Below are 23,604 nucleotides of genomic sequence, written 5' to 3'. Positions count from 1 at the left end.
GCGCCTCGAGCGCGCGTGATGGCCCCCTGAACCCGATCGGGCCGGGAGCCGCTTTCACGGGGGCCGGTTACTCGGCCGCTTCAGCCATCTTCATGCGCTCCATGTCCTCGAGCGCGCGGCGGTATTCTACCGGCATCACCTTGCGGAACTTCGGCCGGTAATCCGCCCAGTGATCGAGGATCTCCTTGGCGCGGACCGAACCCGTATAGTGCAGGTGGTTCGAGATGAGCTGGTAGAGGCGTTCCTCGTCGTGGCGCGTCATGTCGCCCGAGACGTCCACCATGCCCTTGTGCATGAGGTCGCCGCCGTGGTGATGCAGCTTCTCCAGCATGTCGTCCTCCTCCGGAACCGGCTGCAGCTCGACCATGGCCATGTTGCAGCGCCGGGCGAAGTCGCCCTCCTCATCGAGCACGTAAGCGACACCGCCCGACATGCCGGCGGCGAAGTTGCGGCCCGTGCCGCCGAGAACGACGACGACACCGCCGGTCATGTATTCGCAGCCGTGATCGCCGACGCCTTCCACGACCGCGATCGCACCGGAGTTGCGCACGGCAAAGCGTTCACCGGCGACGCCGTTGAAGTAGCACTCTCCGGAAATCGCGCCGTAAAGCACGGTATTGCCGACGATGATCGACTGGTGCGGCACGATCCGCGCGTTCTCCGGCGGCCGGACGATGATGCGCCCGCCCGAAAGTCCCTTGCCGACATAGTCGTTTCCGTCGCCGACGAGATCGAACGTGATGCCGCGGGCGAGGAACGCGCCGAAGGACTGGCCCGCCGTGCCCTTAAGGGTCACGTGGATCGTATCGTCCTTCAGCCCCTTGTGGCCCCAGCGCTTGGCAAGCGCGCCCGAAAGCATGGCGCCGGCCGAGCGGTCGACGTTTTTGATCGCGGCCTCGAAGGCGACCGGCACCTTGGTCTCGAGGGCGAGCTTCGCCTTCTCGATCAGCCTGCGGTCGAGAATGTCGTCGATCGGATGGTTCTGGCGCTCCGTCCAATACGTCGCTTCCTTCGGAGCCTCCACCTTGTGGAAGATCCTCGAGAAGTCGAGGCCCCTCGCCTTCCAGTGCTCGATCATCCGGTCGCGGTCGAGCAGATCCGAGGACCCGATGATGTCGTCGAGCCGTCTGGCGCCAAGCGATGCGAGAATCTCGCGCACTTCCTCTGCAACGAAGAAGAAGTAATTGACGACATGCTCCGGCGTCCCCTTGAAACGCTTCCGGAGCACCGGATCCTGGGTGGCGACGCCGACAGGACAGGTGTTCAGGTGGCACTTGCGCATCATGATGCAGCCGGCCGCGATCAGCGGCGCGGTCGCGAAGCCGAATTCGTCGGCGCCGAGCAGCGCTCCGATGACGACGTCACGGCCGGTCTTCAGGCCGCCATCGACCTGCAGCGCGATGCGGGAGCGCAGACCGTTGAGCACCAGCGTCTGCTGCGTTTCGGCAAGGCCGATCTCCCACGGGCTACCCGCATGCTTCAGCGAGGTCAGCGGCGAAGCGCCGGTGCCGCCGTCGAAGCCGGCAATGGTGATGTGATCGGCGCGCGCCTTGGCGACGCCGGCCGCAACGGTGCCGACACCCACTTCCGATACCAGCTTGACCGAGACATCGGCCTCCGGGTTGACGTTCTTCAGATCGTAGATCAGCTGCGCCAGATCTTCGATCGAATAGATGTCATGATGCGGCGGCGGCGAGATGAGGCCGACGCCCGGCGTCGAGTGCCGCGTCTTGGCGACGGTCGCATCGACCTTGTGACCCGGCAGCTGGCCGCCTTCGCCGGGCTTCGCGCCCTGCGCCACCTTGATCTGCAGAACGTCGGCATTGACCAGGTATTCGGTGGTGACGCCGAAGCGGCCGGAGGCGATCTGCTTGATCGCCGACCGCTCGGGGTTCGTCGAGCCGTCCGGCAGCGGCAGGTAGCGATCGCTCTCCTCGCCGCCTTCGCCGGTGTTGGACTTGCCGCCGATCCGGTTCATCGCGACGGCGAGCGTCGTATGCGCCTCGCGGCTGATCGAGCCGAAGGACATGGCACCGGTCGAGAAGCGCTTGACGATCTCCGCAGCCGGCTCGACCTCTTCGATCGGGATCGGCTTGCGGCCAACCTCCTCGGCTCCCTTGATCGTGAATAGCCCGCGGATCGTGTTCATGCGGCTCGCAGACTCGTTCATCATCGCGGAAAATTCGCGATAGCGGTCCTCGGCATTGCCGCGCACGGCATGCTGCAGCGACGCGATGGCGTCCGGCGTCCAGGCATGGCTTTCGCCGCGCATCCGGAAGGCATATTCGCCGCCGATGTCGAGCGTATTGGCAAGCACCGGATCGCTTCCGAAGGCAGCCTTGTGACGCGCCACGGTTTCGGCAGCGATCTCCTCGAGGCCGATGCCTTCGATCGTCGTTGCAGTACCGAAGAAGTACTTGCCGACCAGCGCGGACGAAAGGCCGACGGCGTCGAAGATCTGCGCGCCGCAATAGGACTGGTAGGTGGAGATGCCCATCTTGGACATGACCTTGAGGATGCCTTTGCCGACCGCCTTGATGTAGCGGTAGACGACTTCCTTCTCGTCGACTTCCTTCGGAAACTCGCCGCGCTTGTGCATGTCGACGAGCGTGTCGAAGGCGAGATAGGGGTTGATCGCTTCCGCGCCGTAGCCGGCGAGCAGGCAGAAATGATGAATCTCGCGCGGTTCGCCCGACTCGACGACGAGGCCGACCGACGTGCGCAGACCCTTGCGGATCAGGTGGTGATGGACGGCTGCGGTCGCGAGCAGCGCCGGGATCGCCACGCGATCCGGACCGATCTGCCGGTCGGAAAGCACGATGATGTTGTAGCCGCCCTTGACTGCCGCTTCCGCCCTTTCACAAAGACGATCGAGCATTTCCAGCATGCCTTCGGCACCGCGGGAAATGTCGTAGGTGAAATCGAGCGTCTTCGTGTCGAAGCGGTCCTCGGTGTGGCCGATCGAGCGGATCTTCTCGAGGTCGCCATTGGTCAGGATCGGCTGGCGGACTTCCAGCCGCTTCGCATGCGCCATCCCCTCATGGTCGAGGATGTTCGGGCGGGGACCGATGAACGAGACGAGGCTCATCACCAGTTCCTCGCGGATCGGATCGATCGGCGGGTTGGTGACCTGCGCGAAGTTCTGCTTGAAATAGGTGTAGAGCAGCTTCGGCTTGTCGGACATCGCCGAGATCGGCGTGTCGGTGCCCATCGAGCCGATCGCCTCCTGACCGGTCGTCGCCATCGGCGACATCAGGAGCTTCGTGTCCTCATGGGTATAACCGAAGGCCTGCTGGCGGTCGATCAGCGACACGTCGCGGCGCAGCGCCCGCGGCTCGACCGGCTTCAGCTCTTCGAGGATCAGCTGGGTGTTGTCGAGCCATTGGCGATAGGGATGCTTGCCGGCGAGCGACGACTTCACCTCCTCGTCGGAGATGATGCGGCCCTCTTCCATGTCGATCAGCAGCATCTTGCCGGGCTGCAGCCGCCATTTCTTGACGATCTTGTCCTCGGCGACCGGCAGAACGCCGGCCTCCGACGCCATGATGACGCGGTCGTCGCTGGTGACGATGTAGCGCGCCGGGCGCAGACCGTTGCGGTCGAGCGTGGCGCCGATCTGGCGCCCATCGGTGAAGGCGACCGCCGCCGGTCCGTCCCACGGCTCCATCAGCGCCGCATGATATTCGTAGAAGGCCTTGCGCTCCGGCGACATGAGCTGGTTGCCGGCCCAGGCCTCGGGGATCAGCATCATGACGGCATGCGAGAGCGAATAACCGCCGCGCACGAGGAATTCGAGCGCATTGTCGAAACAGGCCGTGTCCGACTGACCTTCATAGGAGATCGGCCAGAGCTTGGAAATGTCGTCGCCGAAGAGCGGCGAGGAAACGGAAGCCTGCCGTGCGGCCATCCAGTTGACGTTGCCGCGCAGCGTGTTGATCTCGCCGTTATGCGCAACCATGCGATAGGGATGCGCGAGCTTCCAGGACGGGAAGGTGTTGGTCGAGAAGCGCTGGTGCACGAGTGCGACGGCCGACTGGAAGCGCTCGTCGGCGAGGTCCTTGTAATAGGCACCCACCTGATAGGCGAGGAACATGCCCTTGTAGACGATGGTGGTGGTCGACAGCGACACGATATAGAAGCCGAGATCGCCACCATCGGCTTCCGCATAGATGCGGTTGGAGATCACCTTGCGAAGCGTGAACAGCCGCCGTTCGAATTCGTCGCTGCTCGCGGCCTCCCGGCCAGCGCCGATGAACACCTGGACATGGTGCGGCTCGGTCGCGGCGATGTCGGGCGCTTTGGAGAGAGACGAATTGTCGACCGGCACGTCGCGGAAGCCGAGCACGATCTGGCCCTCCTCGGCCACGACCTCGCTGATCACCTCCTTGAAGTGGGCGATAAGCGCCTCGTCGCGTGGCATGAAGAGATAGCCGACGGCATATTCGCCCGCCTTCGGCAGGGTCACGCCCTGCTTCGCCATCTCCTCGCGGAAGAAGCGGTCGGGGATCTGGACGAGAATGCCCGCGCCGTCGCCCATCAGCGGGTCGGCACCGACCGCGCCGCGATGGGTGAGGTTTTCCAGCATGAAGAGGCCATCGCGCACGATCTGATGCGACTTCTCGCCCTTGAGATGGGCGACGAAGCCGACGCCGCAGGCATCATGTTCGTTCCGTGGATCGTAGAGCCCCTGTTTTCGCGGCAGCCCGGAGGGGAATGCGGGCGTTTTCACAGCCGTCGCAGCGTCTTGTGCGAGGTTGAGCCCAATCTGTCGTGATGGCGAATGATCCGTCATCTTTTCCCTCCTGTTGAACCCGGGAATTCCGGGCATAACGCGGCCCGCACGCTGTTGCCGCATGGCGCTTTTCGCACGGCGGCAAACCGGGCATTATCGTCGCATGATCCTGATCAGGTCGCAAATGAAGCGCGGCCGCGTCAGGCACTGATGTCCGCGACCATACTGACGCCAAGGAATAACGACCGGATGAAATCCGGCGAAACCCCCTCGCGCTTCACGCCGGCTGCCGCTTTTCACGGTGCTTCCGGCGATTGTTCCGGCCCCTAGACCGAAATAGGACAGCAAACCTGTCCTATTTCATGCGCTCTATGCCAGAAACCGCCCCCCTTCGCAAGGGCCTCGGCCGCAAATAATGCGAGAGATTTTGCCGAACATTGCCGGAAATTGCGCGGTTTTGAAATTTAATTACCGGTACCGGGCACTTTCTTTACTTTGGTTTCAAACTGGTCTCCGGTTGGCACTCAAGGCAGGCACAGTTAAGCGCAGCCGCTTGCTTGCCGACGGGACTCGGCTATGGTCGCGCCGGCGCGCCTCTCCGCGCCGCGTGGCTCGATGTAAACAGGGTAAGCTTCAGATGATCTTCTCCTCCGACAACTGGGCCGGCGCCCATCCGGCGATTGCCGAAAGTCTGGTCACGAATGCGCAGGGCTATGCTTCCGCCTACGGCACGAGCGAACTCGACCGGAGGGTGGAACAGAGATTTTCGGAGATTTTCGAGAGGGACGTCGCGGTATTCTTCGTGGGCACCGGAACCGCCGCAAACTCCCTTGCGCTTTCGAGCGCCAATCGGGCGGGCGGAATCGCTTTCTGCCATCGCGAAGCGCATGTGAACGTCGACGAGTGCGGCGCGCCGGAGTTCTTCTCGCACGGCGCGAGGCTGTGCCCGGTCGAGGGCGCCCGCGGCAGGATGGAGCCGGCGAAGCTCGAGGCCGAAATTCGGCGGTTCCCGAGGGAGAACGTCCATGGCGGTCAGCCGATGGCGGTGACGCTGACGCAGGCGACCGAGAGCGGCACCGTCTATTCGCTCGACCAGATCGAAACGATCGGCTCGATCGCCCGCTCCCATAAACTGCCGCTGCACATGGATGGCGCCCGTTTCGCCAATGCCCTGGTCAGCCTTGGTGCGACACCGGCCGAGATGACCTGGAAGCGTGGCGTAGATCTGCTTTCGTTCGGCGGAACCAAGAACGGCTGCTGGTGCGCCGAGGCGCTGGTGCTCTTCGACCTTCCGAAGGCGCAGGAGATGCACTTCCTGCGCAAGCGCTCGGCTCAACTCTTCTCCAAGTCGCGCTTCGTCGCCGCCCAGTTCGACGCCTATCTTGCCGGCGATCTCTGGCTCGATCTTGCGCGCCACGCCAACGCGATGGCACAGCGCCTCGCCGACGGCATCACCGCTTCGGCCGGGAGCCGGCTTGCCTGGGCGCCCGATGCCAACGAGGTCTTCGTCGTGCTGAAACGGGAGGCCGCGGGCCGGCTGCAGCGGCAGGGCGCGCTTTTCTACGATTGGGAAGTGCCGCACGACCTCGAAGGCAGCCTCGCGGAAGACGAAGGGCTCTATCGCCTGGTTACCAGCTTCGCCACCCGCGCCGAGGACGTCGACCGTTTCGTCGCCGCCTGCTGATGCGGGCCGCACGGCAGATATCGAAGCGCGCCGCATGAAATCGTTCGAATGCGCCGCGTATCGCGGCCGATAGAGCGGGATGAGGAAAAATGTGTGCAGTTTTCCGCCCGCATCCGGCGTCTCAACTTTCCTGGAATCGATCATGTTCATGTTTTTAGGTCGACCCGACCTAAAAACATGAACATGATCTAGGGCTTGCATCCGGCTTCCGGATGGGCTTACACGGCAAGCACCATGCGCCGTTATCTCCCCGACACCTTTACCATCCTCCTGATGCTGACAGTCGCTCTCGCAGCGGTTTTGCCCATCGACGGTACCGCCGCGGCCTGGTTCGCAATCGCGACAAAGCTGGGTGTCGGCCTGATCTTCTTTCTTCATGGCGCACGGCTTTCGCGCGAGGTCGTCATTGCCGGCTTCCTGCATTGGCGGCTGCACCTTGCGATTCTCTTTTCGACTTTCGCCCTTTTCCCGCTCATCGGACTCCTCATCGGTTTCGTCCCGCCATGGATCCTGCCGCCGTCGCTCTATACCGGCATCCTTTTCCTCTGCGTTCTGCCCTCGACGGTACAGTCGTCGATCGCATTCACGTCGATGGCCGGCGGCAATGTTCCGGCAGCCGTCTGCGCCGCATCGGCCTCCAACATCTTGGGCGTGTTCCTGACGCCGCTTCTCGTCGGCATCATCTTCTCGGCCGGCGGACATGGCGGCGTATCGCTCGACGCGATCGAACAGATCCTCCTGCAGCTGCTTGCCCCCTTCGTCGCAGGCCAGATCCTGCAGCCCTGGATCGGCGACTGGATTCGCGCCCGCAAGAAACTGCTCGCGCCGGTCGACCGCGGTTCGATCCTGATGGTCGTCTACCTGGCTTTCAGCCAGGCCGTCACGGCCGGCCTCTGGCACGCCTTCACGCTGAGCGACCTTACGATCCTCATCGCTATCGAGATCGTCCTCCTCGCGCTTATTCTGGCGGCCACCACATTCGGTAGCCGGCTGCTCGGGTTCGACCGCGCGGACGAAATCGCCATCACCTTCTGCGGATCGAAGAAGAGCCTGGCGAGCGGCATTCCGATGGCAAGCGCGATCTTCGCCGGGCAGAACATCGGCATGATCGTTCTGCCGGTCATGCTGTTCCATCAGATTCAGTTGATGGCCTGTGCGGTCATTGCCCAGCGCTATGCCGCCAAGGCGGCAGAGCTCGAAGGAACCGCTGTCCCGGCTACCCTCACCTGAAGAGCACAAACGAAACGGCGCGTCTCCCTTATCAAGCGTCGGTATCGTGGGACGACAGGAATCGAGAGACCGTTTCCAGGCACAAGGCCTTCTCCTCCACATGCGGCATGTGGCTGGAATGCTCGAACAGCACCCATTCGCAGCCCTTCACGCGATCCACATACGGCTTGACGACGAGCGGCGTGGCTTCGTCGTATTTTCCGGAAATCAAGAGGGTCGGCGCTTCGATCCGCATCAGCCGGTCCTCGATCGTCCAGTCCTTCATCGTACCTATTACGTGGAACTCGGTCGGGCCGTTCATGTTGCGATAGACCGTATTATCTTCGTCCATGATCGCAAAGGTGCGCGCGACTTCCGCCGGCCACGGCGTGACGCGGCAGACATGGCGGTCGTAGAAGACGCGCGAGGCGGCGATGTATTCCGGATCGGTAATCGTGCCGGCCTGCTCATGCCTGAGCAGCGTATCCTGAACCGCCTGCGGCAGTTCCTCGCGCAGGCGATTGGCTTCCGCCACCCAGGTATGCATGTTGGCCGGCGAATTGGCGATGACCAGCGCCTTCAGCCCCGCAGGCTTTAGAACCGCATGTTCCGCACCCAGCATGCCGCCCCAGGACTGTCCGAGAAAGGCATAGCGATCCTGGATGCCCAGATGCTTCAGCAGCGCGTCGAGTTCCCCGAGGAACAGGGCGGGCGTCCAGAAATCCGGGCCCTTGTCCGGAAGGCGCGTGGAGTTGCCGTTGCCGAGCTGGTCGTAGTGAATGACGGCGCGTCCGTCGATCTCGCTGATCCCCTTGAAGGAATCCACGTAGTCATGGGTGCAGCCCGGTCCGCCATGGGCAACGACGAGCGGCAGCTTGCCGCTGTGAAGCGAACCGGTGATGCGATACCAGGTCTGGTATTCGCGAAAGGGCAGGAAGGCTTCCTTCGACGCGACGGCGGCCACGTGCATCTCCATGTCTGACGGACAACGGAGGCAACATAACGCGGGGTTTCGAGCCGTGGCAGCTATCACAAGTTATAGGACGGGCGCTCTTCGAGCAGGCGGTAGTGCGTGGCGCGCACAACCGCCTGGGTTCGGTTCTTCGCACCGAGTTTCTTGGCCGCGGCGTTGAGGTGCATGACGACAGTCGGCACAGAGCGGTGGATGATACGGGAAATTTCCTTGGCCGAGTGGCCCTCGGCGGAATAGCGAAGGCATTCGCGCTCCCGCTCCGTCAGCCTCGCGGTGCCGGCGTTGAAGGCCTGCGCGTCGAACAGCGAATAGGCCGCCTCGTGAAACACATGGGCGAGCAGGTTGAAATCGGCGATGTACCGCAGCGCATGCCCCTCGAATGCGCGGTTGCCGCCGAAACGCACGCCCGTGACGGTCGCATAGTCGCCGCGCGGCATGTGAACCGGAACGGTGACGCCGGTCGACATGTCCCGTTCGCTCAGGTAACGGGCGACAGGCGCCGTATCATCGCTCATGAAGCGCCTGATCAGCGTGTCCGCATCGGGATCATAGTTCCAAAAGAACGGCGTCGACGTGCGCAGCGCCACCTGCTGCACGGGATCGATGCGGAAATAGCCGCGATCGAACCAGTAGTCGTGCATGTCCTCCGAGATGTTGCGAAGTTTCAGCAGCGATGGGACCATGATCGTGCCGTCGAGATCGCGGGGCACCGGCGTATAGTCGTAGATCAGAGCCTCGAAGCCGATCGACTTCATCGCCTCGAACACCTGGTCGATACGGCCATCCAGCGTGTCGTGCGCGGTGAACTGGTTCCTGATCGTCCCGAGTTCGTCAAACATCCTTGTCTCCGGTCCGGTCACTGGCCAACCTATCACTTCTTATAGCTGGGCGCCGACTGGCGTTTCGGATAAAATTTAGCCGTGCTCAATTATTGAGCAAGCAGTTTCTTTGCCGGGGCGGTCAATGTGGCGTGATATCGAGCCGGAGGCGCGACACGAAATCGAAGTCGATGGCTACAAGGTGGTGGCCTACAGCTTCGGTTCGGGTCCGGAGACCTTGTTCTGCCTGAATGGCGGGCCGGGACTACCCTGTGACTATCTGCGCGAAGCCCATTCGTGCCTCATCGACAAGGGCTATCGCGTCGTCGCCTTCGATCAGCTCGGCACCGGCGCCTCCGACCGCCCGACCGATGCTTCGCTCTGGACGATCGGCCGGTATGTCGAGGAAACCGAAACGGTTCGCAAGGCGCTGGGACTCGGCAAGGTGCACATGCTCGGCCATTCCTGGGGTGGCTGGCTGGCGATCGATTACGCGCTGACATACCCGGAAAACCTGCAGACGCTGATCCTGGAGGATACGGTCGCCGACATGCCGCACCTCGTCACCGAGCTTGAGCGGCTGCGCGCCGCGCTCGGCCCGGAGACCGTCGCCATGATGCAGAAGCACGAGGCGCAGGGCACATACGATCATCCCGAATATATGGCTGCCATTACCATCCTGAACTATCGCCATGTCTGCCGCCTGCCGGAATGGCCCGCACCGGTACGCCGGTCCCTGGACGACTGGAATATGGGTCCCTACGGCACGATGCAAGGCCCGAACGAGTTTCTCTATATCGGCAATCTCAAGGACTGGAACCGCACTCCCGACCTCCCCGGCATTAAGGTGCCGACGCTGATCACCACGGGAGAACACGACGAGCTCACGCCGGCCTGCGCACTGAAGATGAAGCTCGCCATCCCGGATGCCCAGCTCAGGGTTTTTGCCAATGCAAGCCACATGCCGTTCTACGAGAACCCCGCGGACTATTATCCTGCGCTGATCGATTTCCTGTCGCGGCACAGGCCGAACTGATGCAAAACATGGCGAGAGACATCCGAACAAGACGGAGGCGCGGGCATCGCCATGCATCGCTATAGGTTCGTTCTCACTCGACCTTTGCAGTTCCTGCCGGTCATCTTCGGGATCAGCATCATAACCTTCATTCTGGTGCGGCTCATCCCCGGCGATCCGGCGCGCAACCTGCTCGGAGCCCGCGCCACCCCGTCGGCCATCGCCAAGATCCGCGCCCAGTACGGCCTCGACGAGCCGATGTGGCAGCAATATTTCTACTTTCTGAAGAATCTTGCCGATGGCGAGATGGGCAAGTCGATCCTCTACAAGATCGATGTCCTGAAGCTTATCGCCACTCGTGTCGAGCCGACCATCGCGCTCGTGCTGTCGAGCGTCGTTCTGGCGGTTCTCATCGCCGTGCCCATGGCGGCGCTTGCAGCGCGTAATTCCGGCAAGGCGCCGGACCATATCGTCCGGGTTGTTTCCACATTCGGCATCGGGTTTCCGCCGTTCTGGCTCGGCCTGATGCTGATGATCCTTTTCAGCGTCAAACTGGACGTGCTGCCGGTGTCCGGCTACGGGGCGACCTTCGGCGACAAGCTCGCCCATCTGATCCTGCCGAGCCTGACGGTCGCTCTTTCCCTGTCGACGGTGCTGGTTCGCAGCCTGCGCGCGGCAATGATCGAGTCCCTGAAATCAGACGTGGCGACGGCCGCCCGCGCGCGCGGCATGCCTGAGCGCATCGTCTTCTGGCGGCATGTCGTTCCGAATTCGCTGGTGCCGACCATCAACCTTCTGGCGGTCAACATCGGTTGGCTGATCGGCGGCACGGTCGTGGTCGAAAGCGTCTTTGCCCTGCCGGGCATGGGACAGTTGCTGGTACGCGCCATCTTCTCGCGCGACTACATGGTCGTGCAGGGTGTCGCCATGGTGTTTGCCTGCGCCACTGTGCTCGTCAACTTCATCGCCGACATCGTCACCGTCGCCGTCGATCCGAGGGTGAAACTATGAGCGCCGGTACGGTGTCCTCGTCGCCGGCCGGCTGGCGGTTGCTCTTCGGCCGGCGGCTGGCCCTCGTCATTGGCGCGGGCATCCTGCTGTTTTTCCTGCTGCTGGCGATCGGCGCACCCGTCGTCGCCCCCTATGACCCGATCCTGCAGAACGGCGCAGCCCGCTTGCAGCCGCCGTCGCTTCTGCATCCGTTCGGCACCGACAACTTCGGCCGCGACCTCCTTTCACGGGTCATCTGGGGCACACGCATCGACCTGCAGATCGCCTTGATCGGGGTCGCCTTCCCCTTCGTCATAGGAACGATCGTCGGCACCATCGCCGGCTTCTTCGGCGGCATTGTAGACGCGCTGTTCATGCGCCTCGTCGACATCATCCTCGCCTTTCCATTCCTCGTATTGATGCTGTCGATCATCGCCATTCTCGGTCCGGGCCTCGGCAGCTTCTATATCGCCATGGCGCTGGTCGGATGGGTTTCATATGCCCGGTTGATCCGGGCACAGATTCTCGTTCTGAAGAACAGCGACTATGCCGTCGCCGCCGTCAGCCTCGGTTTCGGCCGCTTCCGCATCATGTTCCGGCACTTGCTACCCAATGCCATTGCCGGCTCGATCGTCTTTGCCATGTCGGATGCCGTCCTGGTGCTGCTGAGCGGGGCCGCCGTCAGCTATCTCGGTCTCGGCGTCCAGCCGCCGGTCGCCGAATGGGGCGTCATGGTCGCGGAGGGCCAGAGCTTCATCACCACCGCCTGGTGGATCACGCTGTTTCCCGGCCTGTCCATCGTCAGCCTTGCCTTCGGCTTCAGCATGCTGGGCGATGCGCTCGGCGAATTGCTCGGAGTGCACGAATGAGCGCCTCCGTCCTGTCTGTCCGCGACCTGACCGTGAAGGCGCATCTCCAGGGAGAGACGCGCACGCTGCTGGATGGCATCTCGCTCGACCTCGCCAAGGGCGAGATCCTCGGCCTCGTCGGCGAAAGCGGATCGGGCAAGAGCCTGTTCTGCCGCGCGCTGGTTCGCCTCCTGCCATCATCCCTGCTGAAGATCGAAGGCGGTGCGGTTCTCCTCGGAGGGCGCGACCTCACGGCCGTCACCGACGCCGAGATGCTGGAGGTGCGCGGCGCCGAGATCGGCATGATCTTCCAGAACCCGACCAGCCACCTCGACCCGGTCATGCGCATCGGCGACCAGATCGCCGAGGGCATCCGCTACCATCAGGGCCTCGGCGGCCGCGATGCGCGGGCGGCAGCGGTCGAGATACTGGGGCAGATCGGGTTCCCTGAACCCGTCCGCCAGTACGACAGCTACCCGCACGAGCTTTCCGGCGGCATGCGTCAGCGGGCCATGATCGGCGTGGCACTGTCCTGCAATCCGCAAATCCTCATAGCCGACGAACCGACCACCGCCCTCGACGTGACGATCCAGGCGCAGATCCTGAAACTCCTGATGGACATCCGCGACAGGCGCGGCCTGTCGATCATCCTCATTACCCATGATCTCGGCATCGTGGCGCAGACCTGCGACCGCATTGCCGTGATGCGCGGCGGAAAGCTGCTGGAACAGGGTCCTAAACGGACGATCCTGTCCGCACCGCAGGACCCGTATACAGTTCGGCTCATCCACAGCCATCCATCCATGCCCGAGGCGGTGCTCCCCGCCACCAGTCTCCCAGCGCCCTCACATGGAGCGACAAGGCCGCTTCTGGAGATCGATGACTTGCATGTGCGCTTCCCGTCGGGCGGCAGCCTTTTCAGGGGAAAGAACGCCAGGGCCGTCAGCGCCGTTTCGGGGATCAGCCTGCGGATCATGCCCGGCGAAACGGTCGGTATCGTCGGCGAATCCGGCAGCGGCAAAAGTACGCTTGCCCGCGCCATGCTGGGCCTGACGCCGATTTCCGCCGGTCACGTCAGCTTCGACGGTATCGATCTTTCTCAGCAGAGGGGTGCGGGTCTCACCAGGCTGCGACACGAGTCCGCCATGGTCTTTCAGGATCCGTTCAATGCATTGAACCCGCGCCTGACCATCGGCCAGACTCTTGCTGAAGTTCTGAAAGTGCAGAAAAAGATCGGCGGAGCCGACATTCCGGCACGCATCGGCGAGCTGCTGGACCTTGTCGGCCTCGAGCGCGAATTCGCCCATCGCAAACCGCGCAGCATGAGCGGCGGCCAGTGCCAGAGGGCGGGCATCGCCCGTGCCCTTGCCGTCGACCCGAGGCTGATTATCGCCGACGAATGCGTCGCAGCACTCGATGTCACGATCCAGGCGCAGATCGTCGACCTCTTCCGCAAGCTCGCCCGCGACCTTAACCTCACGCTGATCTTCATCGCCCATGACCTCGCGATCGTGCGCAACCTGTGCGAACGCACCGTGGTGATGCATCGCGGAGAGATCATCGAGGAGGGCCGCTCCGAGGACGTCTTCTCCCGGCCGAAACATCCCTACACCGCCGCATTGATCGCCGCGATCCCCGACATCGATCCCGACAGGTCATTACTCGGCCATACCGATGCGCCGCCGGTGGAACCGATCCAGTCCGTCAAACGCCTGCCATAATAACGAAGGGAACGAACGATGACCAAAAGGTGGAACAAAATCGGCCGGGCCGCTTTCGCAGCCGCCCTGATGCTCAGTGCCGGTTACGCGGAGGCCGCCGGTATCCTCTCCATCGGCCGCCGCGAAGATTCAACGACTTTCGATCCGATCAAGTCGGCCCAGAACGTCGACAACTGGGTGTTCTCCAACGTCTTCGACGTGCTTGTCCGCGTGGACAAGACCGGCACCAAGCTGGAGCCTGGGCTCGCCGAAAGCTGGACCCTTTCCGATGACGGCCTGACCTACACGTTCAAGATCCGCGACGCGAAGTTCTCGGACGGCTCGCCGATAACGGCCGAGGATGCCGCCTTCAGCTTGCTGCGCATACGCGACCACGAAGGTTCTCTGTGGAGCGACAGCTACAAGATCATCGAAACCGCCGAGGCGGCCGATCCAAAGACTCTGGTCGTCAAGTTGAAGACGCCCTCCGCACCCTTCCTGTCGACGCTTGCCCTTCCGAACGTCTCGGTGCTTTCCAAGAAAGCCGTCGAGGCTGGCGAGGACGCTTTCGCCGAACTGCCGACGGCATCGTCCGGCGCGTTCACCGTCAAGGAATGGCGGCGCGGCGATCGGGTGATCCTCGAAAAGAATCCGAACTTCTGGCAGGCGGATCGTGTGAAACTAGACGGCGTCGAATGGATTTCCGTTCCGGACGACAACACGCGCATGCTGAACGTGCAGGCCGGCCAGCTCGACACAGCGATCTTCGTCCCGTTCTCGCGCGTCGAGGAGCTGAAGAAGGACCCGAACCTCACGGTCCACATCGACACCTCGACCCGCGAAGACCATCTGCTCATCAACCATGAGCACGGCATGCTTGCCAAAAAGGAAGTGCGCCAGGCCCTGGATATGGCGATCGACAAGAAGGCGATCGTCGACACGGTCACGTTCGGCATCGGCACGGTCGCAAATTCCTACATCCCAAAGGGCTCGCTCTATCACTACGACGCCAACTACCAGTATCCTTACGATCCGGAGAAGGCCAAGGCGATGCTGGCCGAGGCGGGGGCATCCGACCTGACGCTCAACTATGTCGTAAACGCGGGCAACGAGGTCGACGAGCAGATCGCGGTGCTGCTGCAGCAGCAGTTTGCCAAGGCGGGCGTCACGGTCAATCTGCAGAAGGTCGACGCGAGCCAGAGCTGGGACATGCTGGTCGCCGGCGACTACGATATCTCGGTCATGTACTGGACAAACGACGTCCTCGATCCGGACCAGAAGACCACCTTCGTGCTCGGCCATGACACCAATATGAACTACATGACCCGCTACAACAGCGAAAAGGTGAAGGAGCTTGTCCCAGCGGCACGTCTGGAACTCGATCCGGCAAAGCGTGAGGCCATGTACGTCGATATTCAGAAGACGGCGAAGGATGACGTCCACTGGATCGACCTATACTACAGCCCTTATCTGAACGTATCGCGCAAGAACATCGAGAACTTCTACCAGAACCCGCTCGGCCGATTCTTCCTGGAAGACACGGTGAAGAACTGACGGTTAGCTAGCCGGTCACAGGCATTCCCGGAAAACGCCAGGGGTTTTCCTGCAGCAAAGACGGCGCCCTTTCGGGCGCCGTCTTTCATTTCGATCCTGTTTCCGGACTCAGGCGGTCTGCGCCTCGATCTGCTTCGGCTGCGAAGCCGCCGCGGTGATCTCGATCCGGCGCGGCTTGGCTGTTTCCGGGATATTGCGCAGAAGATCGACGTGGAGCAGGCCGTTCTTCAGCGAAGCGGACTTGATCTCGACGTGGTCGGCAAGCTGGAAGCGGCGCTCGAAGGCGCGCTTGGCTATGCCGCGATGGAGAAACTGGGTTTCCTCACCCTTCTCTTCGCTCTTTTCGCCCTTGATCGTCAGCGTGTTTTCGCGCGCTTCGACCGAAAGCTCGCTTTCGTCGAAACCGGCAACGGCCATGGTGATGCGATAGGCGTTTTCGCCGGTGCGTTCGATGTTGTAGGGCGGATAGGTCTGCGACTGATCCGGCTGACCAAGGCTATCGAGCATGGTGAACAGGCGGTCGAAGCCGACAGTGGAGCGGTAGAGGGGAGAAAAATCAAAATGACGCATGATGTCGTCCTCCATAAGAGCAACGGTTGCGATATCTGGCCTGCCACCCCGTTCCGGCTGTGGCTCGACCGGTGAACGGACCCTTCTTCGGCGCCCGCGGAGAAGACATGGGAATGCCCGCGCACGAGTTCAAGAGGAATGCCGCCAGCGCATCCTGAACAATAGATGAACGAGGGGTTCGGCCGCCGTTCAGCCGCCGTGGGCTAGAAAGGAGACACTGGGTCTTCCCAGGGCTGAAGTGACATGTCCCTTCTCCCTTCAGCGGCCGGAAACGGTGATCGTCCGGATTTCATCCACCGTTTCCGGCTTTTTTCTTTGACGGGTGGCGGGCCGCCGCCTATCCCTACTTGCATGTTCCTTCTGGCCCACGCCCCATGACCACGCTCCTTCACTCGATGCCGGAAAATCCGATGCCGGGCGATCCGGTGGTTGGCTTTTTCGACGGAGCCCGCAACCGCAAGATCCGCTACGCGGTGTTCAGGTCGAAGGCCCCGGTCATTCGCGGCACCATCGTCCTGCTGCAGGGTCGCAACGAGTCGATCGAGAAATACTTCGAAACGATCGGCGATCTCATGGCGGCCGGTTTCTGGGTCGCGACCTTCGACTGGCGCGGACAGGGCGGCTCCGAGCGGCTGTCGCCGCAATGGACCCACGGCCATGTGGAGGATTTCACCGATTACGAGCGCGACCTGACGATTTTTCTCGATGAGATCGTCCTTCCCGACACCCGCCTGCCCTTCTCGATCGTCGCCCATTCGATGGGGGCGCTCGTCGCCCTGTCGCTCGCTCCCATGCTCGCAAGCCGCATCGACCGGATGGTGCTGCTTGCCCCCTTCGTCGGTCTGGGGGGCCAGGCGATCGGCGAACGGGGTATCGCAGCGATCGCGACGGTCATGCGCTGGATCGGCCTCGGGAGGCTGGCGCTGAGTTCCGACAAAGGCAACGGTACCCCCTTTAGGGGCAATGTTCTGACCGCGGACGACCGGCGCTACGCCCGTAACCTGGCGCTCATCGATGCGCGTCCGCAACTGCGGGTCGGACCGCCGACGGCCCGCTGGCTGAGCGAAGCCTTCCGAACGATCCGGCGCGTCCTCAAGCACGAACATCTGACGAGGATCACCATACCGGCCGTCATACTCGCCCCGACGGCCGATAAGCTCGTGCCGTATCTCCCGGTCGAGCGGTTGGCCAGCAATTTCCGTGCAGGGCATCTGATCCCGATCGACGGCGCGCGGCACGAACTCCTGCAGGAGGCCGACCGCTATCGCGCCCAGGCGATGGCCGCGATCCTGGCCTTTCTGCCGGGCGCCGATGCGGAGGACCCCGCCTCCCTGCCGCGACAGTTGGAAGAGGCTTAAACCCGACCCTTGAGCGCCTCAAGCGCGTGCGCATGCAATTCGCGGCTGCCGGCAGCGATGATTTCGCCGCCCATTTCCGCCGGCCCGCCCTGCCAGTCGGTGATGAACCCGCCCGCCTGCTCGATCAGCGGAATGAGCCCGCCGACGTCGTAGGGCTTCAGGCCGCATTCGACGACGAGATCGACATGGCCGGCTGCAAGCAGCGCGAAGGCATAGCAGTCGCAGCCGTAGCGGAAGAGCCGCACCTTCTCCTGCAATGCCTCGAAGCGCTCCTTGAGCTCGCCCGTGTAGAGGTGCGGGGATGTCGTGAACAGAACGGCATCCGAAAGCGCATGGCAGGGCCGCGTGGCGAGCACCCTCTCTCCGTCAGGTCCCCGATAGAGCGCCTTCTCGCCGTCGGCGAAAAAACGCTCGCCGGTGAAGGGCTGGTCCATCAGCCCCATGACGGCCTTGCCGTTCCGGTAGAGGCCGATCAGCGTGCCCCACACCGGCAGGCCGGAGATGAATGCACGGGTCCCGTCGATCGGGTCGATGACCCAGACGAGTTCGCGGTCGAGACCGATATTGCCGTGCTCTTCGCCGAGAATGCCGTGTTCCGGAAAACTGCTCTCGATCAGCGCGCGGATCGACGCCTCAGCCGACCTGTCGGCTTCCGTCACCGGGTCGAAGCCGCCTTCGAGCTTGTTGAGAACACTCGTGCCAACCCGGAAGCGCGGCATGGTTTCGGCCTTGGCGGCGTCGGCGAGACGGTCGAAGAAAGTACGGTCGGGCAGCATGTCGCTCTCTGCGAGGGAGGAGGTTCGATCTGAATAGACGAAATTCAGGGAAAGGCAACGACCGGACCGGCGCCGGCAGTCGCTGAATGGGCATGTCGGAAGAGCGCACCCTGCACCGATACGAAAGTCTGCGTCTTCGAATCTTGACAATTGTGCACCGCAGCATTACAGTTTTTCTGCAGTCACTCGTGGCTGCAAATACCCTCCTTGGGTGTTTCCTCCCTAGACTTGACCGCGCCGCTGGCGCGGTTCTTTTTGAGCAGCGTTCCGCCGCCGGGCGCTCAAAAGCCTTTTCGAATTGTTATTCCGCGGCCAGCGGCAGATAGGCGCCGAAATCCTCGACGTGCCGCGCGAGCGCCGCGATGAAGGTTGCGAGGTCGGCCTCGAGAGCTGCGAATCCCGGCTTTTTGATCAGGGTTGCCTCGTCGACATAGAGGCCGCGGTTGATTTCGATCTGCAACGCATGCAGTCCGCGCGTCGGACGGCCATAATGTTCCGTGATGAAGCCGCCGGCATAGGGCTTGTTGCGCGCGACCGCATAGCCGAGTTGCTCCAGAAGCTCCACCGCCACCCGGGACAGTTCCGCCGCCGCGCTCGTTCCGTAGCGGTCGCCGATAATGAAGTCCGGGCGATGGCCGCTTCCCGGCAGATGCACGTTGCCCGGCATCGAGTGGCAGTCGATGAGGATCGACATCCCGAACTCGACATGGGTGCGGGCGATCAGCTTTCTGAGCGTCGCATGATAGGGCTTGTAGATCGTCTCGATGCGCTCGAGCGCCTGCTCGACCGGAAAACGGCCACGATATATTTCCATATTCTCGGCGACGAGGCGCGGCACGGTGCCGAGGCCGCCGGCGACGCGCATCGAACTGATATTGGCGTGCGGCGGCAAGGCGCCGTCGAACATGCGCGGGTCGAGTTCGTAGGGTTCGCGGTTTACGTCCAGGAAGGCACGCGGGAAATGCGCCCGGAGCAAGGGCGCCCCCAGAAACGTGGCGCTGCGGAACAGTTCATCGACGAAATGGTCTTCGGAACGGCGGATGGAATGCGGATCGAGGCGCGACTGGTCGAGAAAGAACTGGGGATAATGCCGGCCGCTATGCGGGGAGTTGAAAACGAAAGGTATCCTCTGGCTTGCGGGTTCCAGAACCTCGAAAAACTCCCACTCAACCGCTTCCCCCATCGGAACCCTTTTTACCATGTCCGGTTCTTGCTATTCAGATCATGTTGCCAGTTGGTCGCCTCTGTGTCCATAGTGGCCGCCCGCTGGTTCAAGGGACTTGATCGCGCCCGTTCACCAGATATTTACCATGTTGCGGTTTGCTGAGCTGCCGCAATCCACCAGCACCCAGAAGAAGTAGCCACGGCCAGATATGACTGCGAAAATCCTCCTTGCCGAAGACGACAACGACATGCGCCGGTTTCTTGTGAAGGCGCTGGAAAAAGCCGGCTACAAGGTTCTTTCCTATGACAACGGCGCCAGCGCCTATGACCGGCTTCGCGAAGAACCCTTTTCGCTTCTCCTGACCGACATCGTCATGCCGGAGATGGACGGCATCGAACTCGCGCGCCGCGCGACCGAACTCGACCCCGACCTGAAAGTGATGTTCATCACCGGCTTCGCCGCCGTTGCGCTGAACCCGGATTCCAAGGCGCCGAAAGACGCCAAGGTTCTTTCCAAGCCCTTCCACCTGCGCGACCTCGTCAACGAGGTCAACAAGATGCTGGCCGCCTGAGCAGCGAACATATGTGCGCCGCAGCTTTCCGGCGCACCCTTCGCCGAAGGCCAAAGGCTCCTTCCGCGCAAGCATTGCCTCGAAGCCGCCCTCGATCATCAGCATCGATGGCGGCTTCGTTATTTCAACGCCTTAGCGCGCTCGACGGAACTTCGAGATGTCCGAAAAGAACGCCGATACCCCTGAAATCACGCCGCTCAGACCCTGCGCAATTTCTGCCAAAAACCTTCGAAAAGCCTATTGACGCGGGCGCCGGTTTTGTGGTCTATGCGCCGCATCGGATGGGCGTGTAGCTCAGCGGGAGAGCACTACGTTGACATCGTAGGGGTCACAAGTTCGATCCTTGTCACGCCCACCATCCTTTTCAAGGGCTTAGCGGGAAACTGCTGAGCCCTTTTATGTTTCTGGTGCCAGATGGTGCCAAGTTCGGGCGGTGAAACGGCGCCAAATCTGGCACTCGGTAGGCACGAAATGCATTCTCACCAGACCTTTGCCGACCCCCGATTGCAACCCGTTGCACCGGGCATTCGCCACCTCTCTCCTGGTGCCAAATCTGGCACCGGGCAGCGGGTGGTTTAGGCCGTCTTCGCAGCTTCCGCAGCGCCCATGCGAGCACGGCGCTCCGCCTCCAGATCGATCACCGAGGCGCGCATGTCCTCGGTGGTCACCTTCACATAGACCGACTTCGTCACGCGACTTCCCGGCGCATGACCCAGGCGCGGCTGGAGGAGAGCGTCCGGCACACCGCGCATGTGAAGCCAAGTCGCCATCGCCTTCCGTAGAACGTGCGGAGAGACCTTGAGCGGCTGTCCGTTCCGCTTCACCCCAGCCTTCTTCACCGCGCTAGCAAGCGCACGGCGAATGTTTACGAGCTTGCCGCCAAATCGCCCTGGGAAGACAAGGGCGGGTGGCGTCTCGCCTGCCTTCATTGCCGTGGCTCGGGCTGCCTGCTTCGCTGCCGAGAGTGCCTCACACAGGGAAGCGCTTATCGGAATGTCTCTGTCCGAGTGGCGCGTCTTGGGCGTGAAGCCATCCTTGCGGCGAATGGAGACGAGCTGATTTGCCGTGTCCAGGTCCGACCATTCGAGCGTGTAGGCCTCTGTCTTGCGGACACCAGTTTCCGCTAGGAAGCGCACCAGCAACGCCCTCTGCTCCCCGAGAGCGTCCATGATGCGGGACATCTCTTCAGGCGTGGGCACATCCACACGCTTCACCGGCACGGGGATGCGTTCAACCTTGGGGAGTTTCTCCACAAGACCTTTTTCGTGCGCCCACCGGAGCACCTGGAGAAAGAGAGAGGTTTCGGCGTTGATCGTCGCCGCTACGCATCCCACGTCAACACGGTGCTTCTGATAGTCCGCCATTTCCTTGGTCCCGATGCTGGAGACATCGGTGTCGAGGAACTTCCCCAGGATGGCCTTGAGCTTGAAGCCGTCCGCGTCCAAGGATGATTGCCGCTTTTTGCCGGTTGCAACGCGGTCGGCTTGCTCCTCCAGCCATCGCTTCGACACTTCAGCGAGCGTGACACCGCTCACCTTCGGAGCAAACCCGCGCCCTGATAAAGCGCCGTCAAGTTGAAGCTCTCTGAGCATTCGCTTGGCTTCTGCCAGCGCCTCAGCCTTCGTTGGCAGCGTGTGACGGGCACGTTTTCCGTTGGGTGATAGGTGCGGCGGAACATCTACAATCCACGTACCTGTATGCGCACCGTCTCGGATGCGCGGGGCCACTCGGAATGGTCCTATCTTCTCAGCCTCTAGTTTTGCCTTTGTCATCTCTTTGGTTTTCCCTTTTCGTCAGACTACGCACGTAGCTCACCGGGTCGAATGACCCACCCTTGTCCGATGCAACAAGTTGCAACGGCTCCCTTGCGACGGGCGTGCGCACTTTTCGAGCTGGCACCAGCTTGGCACCGGCTCCCTGATCCCGTCGCGAGTTGATGAAATCGACCACGTCGGCCCGCCGATAGATCAGGCGAGCGCCAATTTTTGACGCAGGCAGCTCGCCTCGGGGAATGCGGCGAACGAAGTCCACACCGCACCCCAGCATTCGAGCGACGTTCTCGACAAAGAGGAACTCGCTGCCCAGTCCGTCCGGGCTGCCGACGAAGCGATGAGGATTGTCCCGCCTGTCAGCCTCGTAGGAAGCCCACACAAAGGCTCCGAGGCGATCGAGTAGGTTCTCGACTGTATTCTGCTTAGACATCCTTCAGCGAGCCTCCTTTTTTTGCGCGCACAGATGGAGAGAAAAGTCGAACCCCTCGAACGGTGTTTCCGACGCTCCGCTCGCAAAGCGCATGCGCTTGAAGACGTGACTTCCGAGCGACATGCCTTCTCCAGTTTTTCTTAAAGTCATGCCTGTCACCATTACTCATTGCTCTCCGACAGCCGCCCGAAGGGTCACACATTCACCGCCGGGCGAAACACTTTGACTGACATTTCCTTCCGGGGACGATCTGTAGCGTTCTCTTCGGCCGGAGAAACCAGCTCCGGCGGAGCGAAGCGGAAGCCGGCGGTGGCTTGGACTTTCTGAGCTTAAATTATTTTACGCTTGTGTTTCTCGCTGCAGAGAATGACGATTTATCTCCAGAGAGAATGGCCCTTTCTCTCCGGAGGGAACGATCAAAACGGGAACACCCGCCAATTTGACGGGTATCCGGGTGCTGTACTTCGGCAGCCGTCGCAACCAGTTGCAACGAAGGCTCCTGAGCACAGGGCTTAGCTGCTTTGCGCTCGTTCTGTTTTGCTAAGGCCGATGCGCGCTTTGCAGTCGCCTCATTCCGCTCTTCATCGGCCGCTGAGAAAAACTCCCCGCACCGTTCGCTGATCTCGTTCGCCAGAGCGCGGCATATCTCAAACGCGCGTCGGGGGTGTGTTTTCGCCAGTTCGGCTTGCGCATAGGACAACATCATTTCCACCGCCTCCTCCATTGGAAGCGGGCAGTAGACGTATGAGACCACGTTGCTGCGAGGGCTCCAATTCGACTTCACTCGGTCGATCAACCTTTTCGCGATGAGCCCTTTAAGTGCCCTAACCGTCCGCGGTTTATTAAGTCCGGTCGGTGGAGCGACGATGAAGCCGTATGTATGCGACCGCTGGAGAGAGCCGTCTCTTGAGCAGGCACCATCGACGAAAACGCCAAGTGTCAGCGCCTCGCACAGCTTCCCGAATTGAAAGGTCTTCCGCATGACCACATGCAGCACACGTTGCTCCTCATCGGTGGCCCCGCCTCCAAGCACGCGGTCCAGATACATCGCCTGATAGTAGTCCTGGACTGCGTTGAAGCCGTACTTCAGCGCGTCGATGAGCGCTGCAGGCTCCGGGTATTCGAGCCAAGCGAAGTCAGGAAAATCTTCGCGGTGCCCGAAGGGGCAAAGCCGATTGAGAAAATCGGCACCAGGATGAGTGACCCACTTCCGCAATGCCAAACCCCTATCGGCCTCAATGGCATTCGGATCGTAGTCTGGTCCATCACCACCCCACTCTGAATATTCGTAATCATGGCTAGAAGTCATGCGAGCAATCCTTTTCACGTGTTCGCGCCACTCTTAAGAAGAGGATTAGCAAAAATAACTTGTGGTTACCACAAAAAACTAGTGTATATCATATTATATATTTGACGAACACTTAGACATATAAAAGAAT

At 61.8% G+C, this 23,604-nt stretch carries 18 protein-coding genes and 1 tRNA gene; 10 read left to right on the top strand and 9 right to left on the bottom strand.

Features of this window, described 5'->3' with window-relative positions:
- Positions 1-67 precede the first annotated feature (67 nt).
- Positions 68-4,792: a glutamate synthase large subunit gene (gene gltB, locus M1D43_RS16085; RefSeq protein WP_013844846.1), complete on the bottom strand. Its 4,725-nt coding sequence runs from the start codon at positions 4,790-4,792 to the stop codon at positions 68-70.
- Between the two features lie 577 nt (positions 4,793-5,369).
- On the opposite strand from gltB, the gene M1D43_RS16080 reads away from it, so the two are divergent.
- Complete coding sequence (locus M1D43_RS16080; protein WP_153314358.1) at positions 5,370-6,416, top strand: threonine aldolase family protein; 1,047 nt, start codon at positions 5,370-5,372, stop codon at positions 6,414-6,416.
- A gap of 234 nt (positions 6,417-6,650) precedes the next feature.
- Positions 6,651-7,646 (top strand): bile acid:sodium symporter family protein, encoded by a 996-nt coding sequence (locus M1D43_RS16075; protein ID WP_027992140.1) that lies wholly within the window; start codon positions 6,651-6,653, stop codon positions 7,644-7,646.
- 31 nt (positions 7,647-7,677) lie between these two features.
- On the opposite strand, the gene M1D43_RS16070 is transcribed toward M1D43_RS16075, so the two are convergent.
- Together M1D43_RS16070 and M1D43_RS16065 are read right to left on the bottom strand one after the other, a co-directional pair.
- Positions 7,678-8,601, bottom strand: a complete 924-nt coding sequence (locus tag M1D43_RS16070; RefSeq protein WP_028009817.1) for a proline iminopeptidase-family hydrolase — start codon at positions 8,599-8,601, stop codon at positions 7,678-7,680.
- Between the two features lie 53 nt (positions 8,602-8,654).
- Positions 8,655-9,437: a LuxR family transcriptional regulator gene (locus tag M1D43_RS16065; RefSeq protein WP_010970211.1), complete on the bottom strand. Its 783-nt coding sequence runs from the start codon at positions 9,435-9,437 to the stop codon at positions 8,655-8,657.
- A 124-nt stretch (positions 9,438-9,561) separates the two neighbouring features.
- Here M1D43_RS16065 and M1D43_RS16060 point away from each other — a divergent pair, with 124 nt between their 5' ends.
- From M1D43_RS16060 to M1D43_RS16040, 5 genes are read left to right on the top strand one after another with little or no spacing between them, the layout of a single operon-like run.
- Entirely contained in the window at positions 9,562-10,452 is an 891-nt protein-coding gene (locus M1D43_RS16060) for a proline iminopeptidase-family hydrolase (RefSeq protein ID WP_153314356.1), read from the top strand.
- A 51-nt stretch (positions 10,453-10,503) separates the two neighbouring features.
- A complete protein-coding gene (locus tag M1D43_RS16055; protein ID WP_010970213.1) occupies positions 10,504-11,442 on the top strand; it encodes an ABC transporter permease in 939 nt (312 codons plus the stop codon).
- The gene (locus M1D43_RS16050) at positions 11,439-12,290 is read left to right on the top strand and encodes an ABC transporter permease (RefSeq protein WP_010970214.1); all 852 of its coding nucleotides are present in this window, start codon (positions 11,439-11,441) and stop codon (positions 12,288-12,290) included. Before M1D43_RS16055 ends, M1D43_RS16050 begins: the two co-directional genes overlap by 4 nt.
- On the top strand, positions 12,287-13,990 hold the full coding sequence (locus M1D43_RS16045) for a dipeptide ABC transporter ATP-binding protein (RefSeq protein WP_153314354.1): 1,704 nt from the start codon (positions 12,287-12,289) through the stop codon (positions 13,988-13,990). The genes M1D43_RS16050 and M1D43_RS16045 overlap by 4 nt, the downstream gene beginning before the upstream one ends.
- An 18-nt stretch (positions 13,991-14,008) precedes the next feature.
- Positions 14,009-15,523, top strand: coding sequence for an ABC transporter substrate-binding protein (locus M1D43_RS16040; protein WP_498814025.1), 1,515 nt, complete (start codon positions 14,009-14,011; stop codon positions 15,521-15,523).
- Positions 15,524-15,631: 108 nt separating this feature from the next.
- On the opposite strand, the gene M1D43_RS16035 is transcribed toward M1D43_RS16040, so the two are convergent.
- Positions 15,632-16,093, bottom strand: coding sequence for an Hsp20 family protein (locus M1D43_RS16035; protein ID WP_003531141.1), 462 nt, complete (start codon positions 16,091-16,093; stop codon positions 15,632-15,634).
- Between the two features lie 374 nt (positions 16,094-16,467).
- On the opposite strand from M1D43_RS16035, the gene M1D43_RS16030 reads away from it, so the two are divergent.
- Positions 16,468-17,451 (top strand): alpha/beta fold hydrolase, encoded by a 984-nt coding sequence (locus M1D43_RS16030; RefSeq protein ID WP_003531142.1) that lies wholly within the window; start codon positions 16,468-16,470, stop codon positions 17,449-17,451.
- Here the strand turns inward: M1D43_RS16030 and hisN are convergent.
- Together hisN and M1D43_RS16020 are read right to left on the bottom strand one after the other, a co-directional pair.
- Positions 17,448-18,227 carry a histidinol-phosphatase gene (hisN, locus tag M1D43_RS16025; RefSeq protein ID WP_003531143.1) on the bottom strand — a complete coding sequence of 260 codons (780 nt, stop codon included), beginning with the start codon at positions 18,225-18,227 and terminating at the stop codon, positions 17,448-17,450. The genes M1D43_RS16030 and hisN overlap by 4 nt on opposite strands.
- 301 nt (positions 18,228-18,528) lie before the next feature.
- Positions 18,529-19,410, bottom strand: a complete 882-nt coding sequence (locus M1D43_RS16020; RefSeq protein ID WP_010970220.1) for an N-formylglutamate amidohydrolase — start codon at positions 19,408-19,410, stop codon at positions 18,529-18,531.
- Between the two features lie 190 nt (positions 19,411-19,600).
- On the opposite strand from M1D43_RS16020, the gene cpdR1 reads away from it, so the two are divergent.
- Together cpdR1 and M1D43_RS16010 are read left to right on the top strand one after the other, a co-directional pair.
- Complete coding sequence (cpdR1, locus tag M1D43_RS16015; RefSeq protein WP_003531148.1) at positions 19,601-19,963, top strand: response regulator CpdR1; 363 nt, start codon at positions 19,601-19,603, stop codon at positions 19,961-19,963.
- Positions 19,964-20,246: 283 nt separating this feature from the next.
- Positions 20,247-20,321: transfer RNA gene (locus M1D43_RS16010), tRNA-Val, on the top strand.
- A gap of 217 nt (positions 20,322-20,538) precedes the next feature.
- On the opposite strand, the gene M1D43_RS16005 is transcribed toward M1D43_RS16010, so the two are convergent.
- The 3 genes from M1D43_RS16005 to M1D43_RS15995 all read right to left on the bottom strand — a co-directional run bounded on the left by M1D43_RS16005 (position 20,539) and on the right by M1D43_RS15995 (position 23,474).
- Positions 20,539-21,690 (bottom strand): tyrosine-type recombinase/integrase, encoded by a 1,152-nt coding sequence (locus tag M1D43_RS16005; protein ID WP_340086019.1) that lies wholly within the window; start codon positions 21,688-21,690, stop codon positions 20,539-20,541.
- A 19-nt stretch (positions 21,691-21,709) separates the two neighbouring features.
- Positions 21,710-22,165: a helix-turn-helix domain-containing protein gene (locus tag M1D43_RS16000; protein WP_153314348.1), complete on the bottom strand. Its 456-nt coding sequence runs from the start codon at positions 22,163-22,165 to the stop codon at positions 21,710-21,712.
- Between the two features lie 334 nt (positions 22,166-22,499).
- On the bottom strand, positions 22,500-23,474 hold the full coding sequence (locus M1D43_RS15995; protein ID WP_153314346.1) for a hypothetical protein: 975 nt from the start codon (positions 23,472-23,474) through the stop codon (positions 22,500-22,502).
- Positions 23,475-23,604: the final 130 nt, after the last annotated feature.

The sequence above is a fragment of the Ensifer sp. R1-3 genome (assembly GCF_056739175.1).
This window is presented reverse-complemented; position numbering and strand designations above follow the sequence as displayed.